This is a genomic window from Desulfogranum marinum, assembly GCF_963675105.2.
GTDB classification, from domain to species: Bacteria; Desulfobacterota; Desulfobulbia; order Desulfobulbales; family Desulfobulbaceae; genus Desulfogranum; species Desulfogranum marinum.
On the sequence record NZ_CAXXRO010000002.1, the window covers coordinates 189,148 to 202,596 of the forward strand.

Annotated in this window: 13 protein-coding genes; 9 read left to right on the top strand and 4 right to left on the bottom strand. The window is 44.8% G+C overall.

What is annotated here, in order from left to right:
- Positions 1–48: 48 nt before the first annotated feature.
- The 3 genes from ACHZCY_RS01615 to ACHZCY_RS01625 are packed head-to-tail and all read left to right on the top strand — an operon-like array spanning position 49 to position 4,614.
- Complete coding sequence (locus tag ACHZCY_RS01615; protein ID WP_205223166.1) at positions 49–1,053, top strand: hypothetical protein; 1,005 nt, start codon at positions 49–51, stop codon at positions 1,051–1,053.
- Entirely contained in the window at positions 1,050–2,810 is a 1,761-nt protein-coding gene (locus ACHZCY_RS01620; RefSeq protein WP_319547613.1) for an ABC transporter ATP-binding protein, read from the top strand. The genes ACHZCY_RS01615 and ACHZCY_RS01620 overlap by 4 nt, the downstream gene beginning before the upstream one ends.
- Positions 2,803–4,614 (top strand): ABC transporter ATP-binding protein, encoded by a 1,812-nt coding sequence (locus tag ACHZCY_RS01625; RefSeq protein ID WP_319547614.1) that lies wholly within the window; start codon positions 2,803–2,805, stop codon positions 4,612–4,614. Before ACHZCY_RS01620 ends, ACHZCY_RS01625 begins: the two co-directional genes overlap by 8 nt.
- A 33-nt stretch (positions 4,615–4,647) precedes the next feature.
- Here ACHZCY_RS01625 and ACHZCY_RS01630 read toward each other — a convergent pair whose 3' ends face one another.
- From ACHZCY_RS01630 to ACHZCY_RS01640, 3 genes are all read right to left on the bottom strand, one after another.
- Positions 4,648–6,216, bottom strand: a complete 1,569-nt coding sequence (locus ACHZCY_RS01630; protein WP_319547615.1) for an RNA-binding domain-containing protein — start codon at positions 6,214–6,216, stop codon at positions 4,648–4,650.
- A gap of 72 nt (positions 6,217–6,288) precedes the next feature.
- Positions 6,289–7,092, bottom strand: a complete 804-nt coding sequence (locus ACHZCY_RS01635; protein WP_319547616.1) for a transporter substrate-binding domain-containing protein — start codon at positions 7,090–7,092, stop codon at positions 6,289–6,291.
- A 10-nt stretch (positions 7,093–7,102) separates the two neighbouring features.
- A complete protein-coding gene (locus ACHZCY_RS01640; RefSeq protein WP_232371085.1) occupies positions 7,103–7,594 on the bottom strand; it encodes a DUF3124 domain-containing protein in 492 nt (163 codons plus the stop codon).
- A 500-nt stretch (positions 7,595–8,094) separates the two neighbouring features.
- Between ACHZCY_RS01640 and ACHZCY_RS01645 the strand changes: the two genes are divergently transcribed.
- A complete protein-coding gene (locus ACHZCY_RS01645; RefSeq protein ID WP_319547617.1) occupies positions 8,095–8,511 on the top strand; it encodes a hypothetical protein in 417 nt (138 codons plus the stop codon).
- Positions 8,512–8,648: 137 nt separating this feature from the next.
- Here the strand turns inward: ACHZCY_RS01645 and ACHZCY_RS01650 are convergent, their stop codons facing one another.
- A complete protein-coding gene (locus ACHZCY_RS01650; RefSeq protein WP_205223160.1) occupies positions 8,649–8,807 on the bottom strand; it encodes a rubredoxin in 159 nt (52 codons plus the stop codon).
- A gap of 244 nt (positions 8,808–9,051) precedes the next feature.
- Between ACHZCY_RS01650 and rplU the strand changes: the two genes are divergently transcribed.
- The 5 genes from rplU (at position 9,052) to ACHZCY_RS01675 (ending at position 13,444) form a co-directional block, all read left to right on the top strand.
- Positions 9,052–9,363 carry a 50S ribosomal protein L21 gene (gene rplU, locus ACHZCY_RS01655; RefSeq protein ID WP_205223159.1) on the top strand — a complete coding sequence of 104 codons (312 nt, stop codon included), beginning with the start codon at positions 9,052–9,054 and terminating at the stop codon, positions 9,361–9,363.
- A gap of 27 nt (positions 9,364–9,390) precedes the next feature.
- A complete protein-coding gene (gene rpmA, locus ACHZCY_RS01660) occupies positions 9,391–9,645 on the top strand; it encodes a 50S ribosomal protein L27 (protein ID WP_205223158.1) in 255 nt (84 codons plus the stop codon).
- A 128-nt stretch (positions 9,646–9,773) separates the two neighbouring features.
- Entirely contained in the window at positions 9,774–10,799 is a 1,026-nt protein-coding gene (gene obgE, locus ACHZCY_RS01665; RefSeq protein WP_205223157.1) for a GTPase ObgE, read from the top strand.
- Positions 10,783–11,949, top strand: coding sequence for a glutamate 5-kinase (gene proB / locus ACHZCY_RS01670; protein WP_205223156.1), 1,167 nt, complete (start codon positions 10,783–10,785; stop codon positions 11,947–11,949). Before obgE ends, proB begins: the two co-directional genes overlap by 17 nt.
- Before the next feature lie 229 nt (positions 11,950–12,178).
- Positions 12,179–13,444, top strand: coding sequence for a glutamate-5-semialdehyde dehydrogenase (locus tag ACHZCY_RS01675; protein ID WP_205223155.1), 1,266 nt, complete (start codon positions 12,179–12,181; stop codon positions 13,442–13,444).
- The last annotated feature ends 5 nt before the right edge of the window (positions 13,445–13,449 follow it).

Consider the following 13,449-nt stretch of genomic DNA (forward strand, 5'->3'; position numbering starts at 1 on the left):
TGCAGGTGAATGGCTGTCTTTTTCTAACGATTTTAATTCATAGATAGTATGTATCTTGCGCAAAAAGCAACTCCCCATGGAGTTTACCACGTTTTACGACAATCATTTTGGGATGGCAGTGTCTACAGGTCTCGGGATGTGATTGAATTGGGGCGTAACCCGGAAAAGTTCATTGTTTATTCAGGGGATGTTCATTACCAACTCGCAAGCATCATTTACGACGCATTGGAAGAAAAGGGCGTGGAGGTCGATGAAGATGAACTGGAGGACCTTTTTTTTCCATTTCTTGATCCCTACGTAAGGTATAAATTAGAACCGTTTCGCAACCGCCATAAATACAGAAAGTGGCAATCCATGGGCGAAGATGAGCGATTACGGGTGATTGCCGAAACGCATTTCCTGGATAAACGAAGGATTCATTTTCTTCGTTTTGGTCACTGCACTACGGAAATTGTAGATAAATCGCCTCCACTTTACAAAGTTCTGCTCAATAAGTCCCGGGATGAGATTGAGCAGCTGATCATGAAGCGTGAAATGGATCTGCAGCCCCGAGAATTTAAAAATTATTTGTTTTCCATCTTTGATCTGCAGCGTTTTTTTATTGCTCGGTATGCTCGTACAATTCCCAGTACCCTTGATCAGGAACAAGTGGATGAATATTTCCTCAGGGAATATTGCCGTTTGGATCAGGACCTCCGGTTTTGGGCGGGGTATAACAGAAAGGGTCGCACCCCCAAATATTTGCTGCGCTACCTGTTTATGTATTTTGATATGGCACATGATGGGGATCTGTCATGGAATGCCATGGGGCAGCGGTTTCGAAGGGCACGAAGGGCTTATCGTCCACCTGTCTCCGCGGAAAAAATGACTGTATCTCAAGCTGTAGCTGTTTTTGGGGTGAGCCATGAACAGATAGCAGCAATGACGAAAAAACAATTGACCAGTCTTTATCGAAAGAAGGCCCATTCCATGCATCCGGACAAAGGCGGTGATCATGATCAGTTTGTCCGTTTAACAGCGGCCTATAATGAGCTGCTGCATTCTCGTCCATGAGCCTTTTCTTCTCCAACAAAAACACCGATCTGCAGTCGGTGTTACACATTATTTTTCCTCTCTTTCAAAAGTATAAAATACGCCTTTTCACAGGATTTTTTGCTCTGGTCTGTGTGGACCTTATCCAGCTGGTCATACCAAAATTTATTAAGCACGGTGTTGATTCTCTAGCTCAAAAAAGTGCTACATCAACCTCTTTATTGTGGTTAGGGATTATAATTATCAGTGCGGCGGCATGTGTCGTTCTTCTCAGGTTTTGGTGGCGACTCCTTATCATTGGTTTTTCACGAATTCTTGAAAAAGATATTAGAGACAGGCTGTTTTCCCATATTGTAAAGATGGATCAGCCCTTTTTTGAACGTTGGAAAACCGGTGACTTGATGGCCCATGCAAGTAATGATTTGAATGCTATTCAAATGGCTTGCGGCATGGGACTGGTGGCTGCTGTTGATGCACTGGTGCTGACCAGTGTGGGCATTGGGTTTATGGTTTCAATCAGTCCCAGGCTTACCCTGTTTGCGCTCATGCCTATGCCGCTTTTGGCTATTTGTACAAGAATCTTATCGGCAAGATTGCACACCCGTTTTAATTTGGTGCAGGAGCAATTTGCTCTTATTACCGAATTTGCCCGTACCACGCTTTCCTCCATCCAGCTCATCCAGGCTTACACTCTAGAAAAGATGCAAAAGCAAGGGTTTGCTCGGCTTGGAAAAAAATATGTAAAAAGCAACCTTAATGTTGCCGTCATCCAGGGGGCGCTGTTTCCTGCATCGACCTTGATCGGCAATATCGGGATGCTGCTTGTTTTGTATAACGGCGGAATTCTGGTTATGACAGAGGTTATCACCATTGGTGAATTCGTGGCCTTTATAACCTATATGTATATGTTGATATGGCCTATGATGGCTGTCGGCTGGGTGGCAAATATTATCCAAAGGGGCATGACTTCTTTAAGAAGAATTTACCGTCTGCTCAATGAGCAACCAATAGTAATTGGCGGAACAGGAACTTTTCCGGCTAATCAAACTTCTCTGCATTTTTCCTGTCGTCATCTCAGCTTTTGCTATCCTGAAACGCAACGAAAGATTCTCACAGACATTTCTTTGGAGATTGAGCCGGGTCATTTGGCTATCACCGGCAGGACAGGATCGGGCAAATCCACTTTATGTAAATTACTGCTTCGCATGTACCCGGTTGAACGAGGATGTCTTTTGTGTAACCAAATTGACGTCAATGATCTGGCAGTTAACGAACTACGTAAATACATTGCCTATTTGCCCCAGGAAACAACCCTTTTTTCAGAAACTATTGCCCATAATATTGCTTTTGGAAAACCAGGGGCGAGCCGGCTTGAAATAGAGGAAGCAGCTCGCGCTGCGGCCATTCACGAGGAGATTTTGCAGTTACCGGAAGGGTATGCCACCCTTATCGGCGAAAGGGGGGTGAGGCTTTCCGGCGGTCAGCGGCAACGTTTGGCCCTTGCCAGAGCGCTTGTTTGTAAGCGCTCCCTGCTTATAATCGATGATGGTTTAAATGCAATAGATGTTGAGACCGAACAACAGGTCCTGCAAAATCTGGTTTCTTCAAAAAACTATCAGTCAATAATTATAGTTTCGCATCGGATTAATGTTCTGCAACTGGCTGACAATATAATTATTCTCGACCAGGGAGAAGTGGCCGCTCAAGGTAATCACAGCCAATTACAAGAGCATCCTTTTTATAGAGCAATGGTGGAAAAACAACAGACAGATGCGTAACTACGGCTATTCAGAAGAGGGACACCAGGGTAACATCAAAGATGTGCACCTCTGGCGTCGCATTCTCACCTACTGCCGGCAACATGCGAAGGCCTTGTGGAGTGCTATAGCCCTGTCATTGCTTATTACCGTAGCGAGCCTTATGCTGCCCAAGTTGATGCAGGTTGCCATTGACAATTTTATTGCGCCGCAAACCAGCCTGGATCTGTCGCAACGCCTTGAAGGGTTGCGTAACATTATCATCGGCTACGGGATACTTGTCGGGATCGTTTTTTGTGGAGGATTCACCCAGGTAGTACTGCTTGAATGGGCGGGGCAGTCGATAATGGATCATGTGCGGCAAAAACTCTTTGCTCACATTCTTACCCTGGACATGTATTTTTTTCATGAACAGAGGGTGGGGCGGTTGGTGACCAGGTTAACCAATGATGTTCAAAATATGCATGAAATGTTCACCTCGGTGATGGTCACTCTGTTTAATGATGTCCTCAAGCTGTTTGGTATTTTTTGTCTTCTTTACTACATGAACGGCAGGCTCGCCCTGCTTATGACTGTCTTTATCCCTTTGGCATTTTGGTTAACGTTCTATTTTTCCCGCATAGCCCGAGAAAAGTTTCGTAAAATACGTACTCAAGTCGCCGTGTTGAATGGGTTTCTTGCGGAATCGCTCACCGCGATAAATATTATACAGGTTTTTAACCGTCAACAAACAAGCCGGCAAAAATATTTCGAGCATACCAGTGAATATTTGAAAAAAAATATTGAACAGGTTCGCTTGTTCGCCAAATTTATGCCGCTGACAGACTTTATGAACTCGACTGCAGTGGCTTTAATTCTCTGGTATGGTGGTGGTGAAATCATCCGTAGCCAGTTGAGCCTTGGTGAGCTCGTTGCTTTTCTTTCTTATATGCGACTTTTTTTTCAACCATTGCGTGAACTATCCCAAAAATATTCAATTGTTCAGTCAGCAATGGCCTCAGCCGAACGGATTTTTCAATTACTTGATACCTCTCCACGTTTGAAGGACATAGATTGGAGCGCTCAGGGCGCGCAGCATCCCATTGACGGTGATATTCAATTTGATGGGATATGGTTTGGATATAATCAAGAAGTACCGGTCCTTAAAGGAATTGATCTGAATATCAAGTCCGGAGAATCTGTTGCCTTGGTTGGGGCCACCGGATCAGGAAAATCAACCATGATTCACTTACTGGCAAGGTTTTACGACCCGGATCAGGGCACAATCAGGATCCAGGAAACCGATGTGCGAGATTTTCCGCTAAAGGAACTGCGGAACCATATCGGCATTATCATGCAGGATATTTTTATTTTTCCGGATACGGTCCTTGCTAATATCATCCTTGATCAGCCTCTTGATCAGGATAAATTACGGGCTATTCTAAACCAGACCGGGCTCCAGTCATTTATTGATAAGCTACCTAAAGGTTTAGAGACGGTTATCGGTGAGGATGTGAAGGATTTATCAGTAGGGGAGAAACAACTGCTTTCTTTTGTGCGTGCCTTGTATCGTGATCCGACTATCCTTGTTTTGGACGAGGCAACGTCCTCTATCGATGTTGAATCGGAAAAGATGCTCGAACATGCCGTTGCGGCGTCGTTCAGAGGTCGAACCTCTTTCATTATAGCTCATCGTCTTTCTACAATAAGAAAAGTTGATCGTATTATCGTTATTGACAACGGCATTATTGTTGAGCAGGGCACCCACGACCAATTGATGGCTAGTGACTCGGTCTATAGAAAATTTGTCAATTTTGATTTACAAAAACAGCCGTTCCCGTCCTAGCCAGGAATTCTCATCGGTTCAATGGTGACCTACTTATTTCACCTGCTTTTCATCCTTATGCTGGAGCACAAAACGAACCATTTGACTAGGGGTTAATTTTATCGAGGAAGGGCCGGACCTGATATAAAACTCTTCGTTTTTACCAATTTTTAAAAATACGGGGGAGGTGGCTGGGAGGACCTCTATCATCATTACCTGCTTTTGCTCTATATTCAACAATGAAAAAGCAGTATACGATGCAAACTCGGCACCAATGTGATGGTTAATAAGATTCTTTATATGGAGGAGAACTTTATCATCATTTTCAAAAATATCTGCTTTTAAGCCGAGCAGCTCCCCGCTATCATCTACTCCTAACAACAGGGTTCCCCCCTGGCTATTAAGAAAGGCGGTTACAGCCTTGAGCCAGGCAAATTCAATTTCCTTCCCTTGCTTCCCTGTCTTCAGATTGGTTCGGATTGTTGATTTGAACTCAACGGTTGCGCCTTCGCCGGCAGCGAGGTATTGACGAAGTCGATCTTCTTCGGTTGGGGGAACTTCCTCAAATCGAAACAATCCAGTTTTCCATATAATGAAAAATAAGAGCAAGGCAGCCGTAAAGGCAATGCCGATATCAAAGAAGTCTATGGTGAAAAGTGAAGTCTCAAAAGAGCCTAACAAGGCCTCATCATTTGAGATTACCCCTATCCATAAAAAAGGCTGTTCTGGAAAAAGAGGCTGAAAAGAAGCTATCCATTGATTGTTGTTTTCCTGCAGTTCCATTGGGCGAGAGACCGGCGTACCATCTTGTTTCCAACTTTCTATGATTTTTGGTAAAGCCGTTACTGCCCCTGCAAGATGATCGTTCTCAATGGTAGAAGTACCGGCGACAGACTGCTCGGTGATAAAGTAGTTGTTTTGGGTATTGACCAGGAAAAGTAATGATGCCTTTTTCTTGTTGATGGTCTTTAAGAGAAGCTCTATTTCATCGAGGTATATGTCTATGGCAAATACATGTTGTTTCGCTTTTTTTTCTTCGTGTGTCCAGGAAACAGAAGCGGTGATACCTTTTTTTTTGGACTGGTAAAAGGTATAGATATTTGAAAGAAAGATTTCAGACTCGGATGGGTCTTGGCGAAACCAAGGACGGCTGCGCGGGTCATAGGTAGTCGTCTCATGCCATTTTCGAATCGATTTATCCGGTGCAGACCATTCTGCAAACTCCATTTCAGCCTTGTCCTGACGAAGTTTTGTCAACCGGGTGATGAGATGTGGGGTTTGGTTGATGAGCAAATATTCATCACCCTGGTCGTTGGCGAAAATGATACCGTTTAAATGATCCTGGTGATCCACAAGGGGCATAAATTTTTTGTTGAGATCTATAGCGTCATCTGTGTCAAGCACGCCGTTCTTTCCCCAGTCCCTGACAATATTTAGTTTGTTGGTAACGCCGGAAAAAAAAGATCTGATTTCTGCAAGCTCTGATTCACCCGTTGTCTGGATAAGGCCGTTTTTAATGGTTTGTTTAACCTTGTAGTATTGGAAAATGTTGATTCCAATGAATATTATAAGGAAACCTGCAATAGGGACTATAAATGGCAGAGCTTTACGTATATTCTTCATTCTTTATTGACCGGAACAGAAGGTGTTTGGATTCAATGAATGCGGTGACGAATTTGATGCATTTGTAAGTGGCTACCGATTATAAAGATTTTTGTAGAAAGGCACCCAATGTTCAATCATTTTTTTCAAAGAGCCGTTTTGTTGACAAGTAGCAAGGAAGTTGTTTGCTGTCTGGAGTAACCGGGTATCTTCCTTTCTTACTGCCCAGGCTATTTGTTCGCGGGTCATTGGCTGTAAAATTGGAACCAGGCCCTTTTCCGCGTAAATCGAACCATAGTAGAGATTACCGGGTAGGTCATACACAAAGGCATCAATATCATGGTCGAGAAGTGACTGGACTGCTTTTCGGGATGAAATAAACTGGTGACGTTTTCCTTTGGCTTTATTTTTTTCTATCAAGAGGTCGCCGGTGGTTCCCTTGACAGTACCTACTTTTACCGTCTGATTAAGAAGTGATGCAAGGCCATTACTGAATTTGTTTGCTTGACTGCGGTGAACAAGTGAGATTTGTCCGGTCGCCATATACGGTTTACAGAAGTCGATCCGATACTGGCGTGCACGAGTCATGGTCATTGCCGACATAATGATGTCTGTTTTTCCTGTGAGCAGGCTTGGGATCTGATCCTGCCATTTAAGCGGAATGAATTTGAGCTGTTTCCCGGAGAAATCAGCAAGCCCTCTGGCTAATTCAGCTTCAAGTCCGACTATTTCGCCTTTACTGCGGAAGGCCATGGGAGGAGAGTTGGTAGATATGCCGACTTTTAAAATCCGAGTGGAAGGTTTTGCTGAAGATTTGCTGTCTGTTGCTAACTGGCTGCAGCCCGAAAGCAGCAAGAAACACGTAACGAACACTGAAAAAACGGCGCTGTTGTTCATAAGATTCTGTTTACCTTGTTTTACCTTTGATGACTCTGCCTCTGGAAATGAAAGAAATACCCTGCTGCATTTTGGTACCAATCATAATGGATTCAATTATGGGTTCTGTTATGCCGGTTTCTGCATTCCAGGTAACCAGGAATTTGGCTCCAGACCCACCTTTTGATTCAGATTCTTCAACTATATACCTGGTGGAGCCAAGCGGACCGATAGTAAGTGGTTCGGGGAGATAGTTGCTCAGTAATTTGCCGGTTGAGTCGTAATAATCAACACTGAGCAAGGTGAGCTTATGGTCAGGGTCTGTATTGCGTATGGACAGGGTGGCGGTGAGGAGAAAAGGTTTGTTTTTAAATCGCTCATCAGCATAAATATGAGAATAGAGCGGAACATATACCGTCTGCTCCAACCAGAGATCAAGGTTGTTTGCAGAAGCGGTACTGTTTGATGAAAAGAGGAGCAAGGTGCTGAGTATGCTCGCAACAAGGGAGGCCATGTTTTTCATTGAACGTTTTCCTGAAGTGTAGATTTGTTGATTGCTCGGAGTGTATCAGCTATCTCCAGACTTAGTTGACTGAGAGATTCGGATGCACATTGCACATAACTGTCATAGTCCTCTTTTGTGTTTGCGAGTGTTGTTGAGAAATCAGCACGGTTGAGATTTTTTTAACCCTGGGGCGTTTATCGTCCAGTTTGCGTGGAGGGTGAATTGTTCGTTTAATGATGAAAAATGCTGGATTTCGACCTCAACCCAATAACAAATGTATAACCATTCAGCGAAAATCTGAAAACCGTCAATCTACCCCAAGCTAAGCTGTTTAGCGGCACTAAAAATGTTCAACAGTATACCGAATAGCTATACATCGGTGCAATGGGTGAGCAGATAGTGGCGATTTGGAGTGTTGCTCAATAGTTACGAAAAAACTACTTAATCGATGGATGAAATGCAACCTTTTCCAGGTGTTGTGTCTCCTGCGCGCCCGTGCCGTTGTGCGAAGGCCAAGAATGATGATGAGAGAACTGCTTGCAGCAAGTAACAATAATGGCAGGAGCACTGAAAACCTCTATTGTATAGCTGAGCGCCAATTCTCAAACAATGAACAGGGCGCAGGAAAAAGTGGAGATTGTCATCATCCGGATAAAATATTACGGGCAAAGTTTTCTGCGATAGCAGCAGCAAGTGTCAACAAGGCTATAACCATGACAATGAAGGGTGTGCGCGCTGCGCCAATGACAAAATCCACATCAGGCAACACCGGCAGCTGGTTGTATCGAGAGGAGAGATTGCGGATTTCAACGGCCGGGACTGCTTGTTGGTCACTCATGATTCAGGTCAACGAGATCCTGTTTGGCAGGCTGGTGCAGGAAGCAGCTCCCTGGCAAGATGCACGTGAAGTAGCAGGCTGTATTGGTTGTAATTAGTCGGGTCTCTTAATAAAAGAAAAGTGAGGCAGATTGTCGAGTTTTAACGGACGCGTCAAGGGGGGAGTGTTTTTGATCTGTGTTTGGCTGCAAAAGACCCGCAGGCTGACAAAAAAAAATCAGCCTGCGAGAAGGAGTTAATCGGCGGGATAGAAATATTCTTTTTCTGCACCGCATTTTGGGCAGACCCAATCATCAGGTAGATCCGCAAAGGCAGTGCCTCCAGGGATACCGCTATCGGCATCTCCTTCCTCCGGATCATAAATATAGCCACATGGACATTCCATTTTTTCCATTTTTATCTCCTGTAATTTACGGGTACTCTGTGAAAAGCAATTTGTATTTTACTTCCCAGAGAAAAAAAGATACTTTTTTTAAATCGGCTTTTCAAGAAAAAGACGTTGTTATCTTTATCGACATACTAAAAAATGAATAACAATCGCTAATGTTACAATGTTGAGGTTGACATGTAGGAAGGTTTATGTTTTATTTGTAAATTCTGCAAAAAATTTTTATTTGACGTTATCGAGGAGAAGTCGCATGTATGCAATAGTTCGAACCGGTGGAAAACAGTATCAGGTGGAAGCCGGCGATACACTCCGCGTTGAGAAACTTGAAGGTGAGATTGGTGATACCGTAGAAATCGCGGACGTGCTGCTGGTGGCTGATGGAGAAGCCGTCACCGTAGGACAACCAGTCGTTGATGGTGCGAAGGTCGTTGCTAAAATAGCAGAACAAGGCCGGCACAAAAAAGTCATCGTTTTCAAAAAGAAACGGCGCAAAGGCTACAGCGTAAAGAAAGGCTTTCGTCAACCTTTTACAGCGCTGACCATTGAAGAAATCTCAGCATAATTGTTGATCTAATTCGGAGTATATCTCATGGCACATAAGAAAGCAGGCGGTAGTTCAAGGAACGGTCGTGACAGTGCTGGTCAGCGGCGTGGTGTAAAGCGCTTTGGTGGTCAGGTAGTACGTGCAGGCAGTATTCTGGTTCGCCAGCTCGGCACCAGGATTCATCCTGGTGAAAATGTGGGATGTGGTCGAGACTACACACTCTTTGCCAAGATTGATGGTACTGTTAAGTACGAAACTTTTGGTAAAGATAGAAAGCGCGTTTCAGTGTATCCTGATTGATGCACTCAGCGTCCCTTTGATTAGGGTTATATAGAGCAGCACCACGTTGCATACCGAATCTAAAAGACTCGGCATCAATATAGATATTGGTGCCGGGTCTTTTTTTTTAATTTTATAGATAGTGATCTATGGGTTTTGTTGACGAATCAAAATTTTGGGTAAAAGCGGGTGACGGAGGTAACGGCTGTGTCAGTTTCCGACGTGAAAAATTTGTACCCAAAGGCGGTCCAAATGGTGGTGACGGCGGTAAAGGCGGCAATGTTATTTTGGTTGCCGATAGCCAGCTACGTTCATTGATCGATTTCAAATACCGGTCTCATTTTAAAGCTGAGCGTGGAGTTAATGGTCAGGGGAGTGACCGTCATGGCAAGGGTGGCAAAGACTGTGTGATTAGAGTACCCCTTGGCTCAATCATCAAAGATGGTGAAACCGGTGTCGTTCTCGCCGACCTCACCGTTGCTGAACAGACATTTGTAGCTGCTAAAGGCGGTAAAGGCGGCCTTGGCAATTCACGGTTTGCTTCCTCAACCAACAGGGCACCGCGTAAAGCCACTCCCGGTCAGGAAGGAGAAGAACGTTGGCTGCGAATTGAGTTGAAACTTCTGGCAGATGTTGGACTTATCGGATTGCCCAATGCCGGGAAATCCACCTTGCTGTCCAAGGTGTCAGCTGCAAATCCAAAAATTGCATCCTATCCTTTTACCACCCTTGATCCACAGTTGGGTGTACTGCACTTTCCTTTTACTGAATCATGTATTATTGCTGACATACCAGGCTTGATAGAGGGAGCCCACCAGGGGGTAGGCTTGGGACACCAATTTCTACGTCACATTGAGAGAACCTCCATCCTCTTGCACGTTATTGATATCTCAGTCGATGCAGAACAGATGCTTGCTGATTACTCTACCATTAGAGACGAATTGAGTGCCTATAACGAGGAATTGCTCTCCAGGAAGCAAATTGTTGTGGCAAACAAGGTTGATCTTTTGACTGCTGAGGAACGAATCGCTAAAATTGATCTTCTGGCTCAACAAAATGAGACAGTGTTGTCACTGTCTGCCGAGACTGGAGAAGGGATAGAAGAATTGAAAAGTATGCTTGGGGACCTGCTGGAAAATCAACGTGCAGGTGTTGGTGATGACATTCCAGGTTAGTAGAGAAGAAGGGCTTTTTCTCAGACAGACCCTTTTTGACCAGGCCAAAAGGGTTGTGATTAAAGTCGGCAGTGCTGTCCTCACGAACAGGCATGGTGTTGATCCGGAGATTATTGCAGCGATTGCCCGCCAGATTTCTTTTCTCCAGTCCACCGGCAGGGAGGTTATTCTGGTTAGTTCAGGTGCTGTTGCGGCCGGCAGACAGAAATTGGATATTGCCAAAAAGGTGCATGAAGAATTAAGGATTAAACAGGCCCTTGCTGCGACCGGACAAGGGCTGCTTATGCAGGCATATGAGCAGGCTTTTGCCGAATATCAGCAACAGGTCGCTCAAGTTCTGCTTACCCATGAAGACCTTTCCCATCGCAGTCGGTATTTAAATGTCCGGAACACTATTCTGACTTTGTTTGAGTTCGGGGTTGTGCCGATCATCAATGAAAATGATACAGTTTCCGGCGAGGAACTGCGTTTCAGCGATAATGATACTCTCGGCGCCCTGATTACCAACATGATCGGTGCAGACATGTTTATTATTCTCACCGACGTTGACTGCCTCTATACTGCCAATCCCAGTGATGATAGCAGTGCCATGCCGGTATATACGGTTGCCCATATCGACCCTGATGTTGAGCGAATGGCAGGCCACTCTAAAAGTTTGCTCGGTACCGGGGGCATGCTTGCCAAGATAAATGCCGCCAAGATGGTTGCTGCATGCGGGGGGAGTTCTTTTATTGGGCCGGGGAAAAATATTAACATTCTCCAAGAATTGTTCAGCGGAGAAATGATAGGTACTTTTTTTCTGCCCGCTGAAGAGAGAATCACAAGCAGAAAGCATTGGATTGCCTATGTGCTGCGTCCAGAAGGTACCCTCGTCATTGATCCGGGGGCCTGCAACGCGCTGATGAACAGAGGGCGGAGCTTACTCCCTTCCGGTGTTATAACTGTTATCGGCAATTTCGATATTGGAGCTCCTGTTCAGTGTCAGGACGAAAATGGTGAAATTATAGCTTCCGGATTGAGTAATTACTCATCTTCTGATATTGAACGAATTAAAGGACTGAAAACCTCACATATTCAGCAAGTACTGGGATATAAAGATAACGATGAAATCATTCATCGCGACAACCTGGTACTGAAGCAGCCGTCATAGATCGTAGAGTGATCGAAAAGTGTCTACTTGATATATACCTGTTCTCTATTCCTTTTTTTTTGGTTTTTCAGATAGGAACAGTGCTCTGTAGTGTAGTCCGGACACGCAAATTAACTTATTGTAATTCTGCGAGTATAAAATATTGCTAAATCAAGATTACCGTTACACGGTTTTTAGCTTTATGATTGTTTAACATCAGGCAAACGAAGCCACTTGAAAAGGAGGAAAAATGGAGAGTGTACAGCTTGAAACAGCAATTGTAGAAATTGCACGAAAAGCGCGCGCAGCCTCAAGGAATATGGCATCTTTGCCGACTTCTACCAAAAATACGATATTACTTGATACTGCATCTGCTCTGCAGGCGAGTCAGGATGCAATTATTGCCGAAAATCAAAAGGATCTTGAAGCCGCCAAAGACAAAGGATTGTCCGGTGCAATGCTCGACAGGTTGGCCATTACCGAAAAGGTTATTGCTGATATGGTACAGGGAATTCATGAAATCGCTGCCCTTGAAGATCCTGTTGGTGAAATCCAAGAGATGCGTAAACGCCCCAGTGGTATAAGTGTTGGCCGAATGCGCGTTCCGCTTGGGGTAATATGCATGATTTATGAATCCCGTCCCAATGTTACCATCGATTCTGCTGCTTTATGCCTCAAGGCGGGCAATGTTGTCGTGCTGCGTGGTGGCTCTGAGGCCATTCACTCCAACCTGGCTCTTGCTGGGATCATGCAGGATGTACTGCAAAAAGCCGGTGTTGATCAGGCTGCCGTACAAGTGTTGCCGTATACTGATCGTACTTGCGTCGATGTGTTACTCCAGCAGGAAGAATACATCGATCTTGTGATCCCCCGTGGCGGGGAAGGCTTGATCCGGGCGGTTACCCAAAAGTCCATGATTCCCGTCTTAAAGCACTATAAAGGGGTTTGTCATGTCTTTATAGACCGCGATGCAGAAGAGGACATGGCCGTATCGATTGTTGTTAACGGCAAAACCCATCGTCCTGGAGTCTGTAATGCGCTTGAAGGCATGCTGATACACGAAGCATGCGCTACTGAAATGCTCCCTGTTTTGGCTACTGCTTTAAAGGATAAAGGGGTACAGCTTCTTGGCTGTCCCAAAAGCTGCGCCATAAGTGATATTGTCGAGCCAGCAGCAGAAGAGGATTGGGGAAAAGAATTTCTCGACCTTATTTTGGTGGTAAAAATCGTCTCCGATATGGATGAGGCCATGGATTATATCGCAGAACACGGCTCTCTGCATACCGAGACCATCATTACCAATTCCTACCAGCGAAGTCAGCGATTTTTACGAGAGGTCGATGCTTCTGCCGTCATGGTTAATGCCTCTACCAGGTTTAATGACGGTGGGCAATTTGGGCTTGGTGCGGAAATAGGGATTTCAACAACCAAGCTTCACGCATATGGACCCATGGGACTCAAGGAACTAACCACCCAAAAATTTATTGTTTTTGGCCAAGGTGAAATCCGTAGCTGATTACA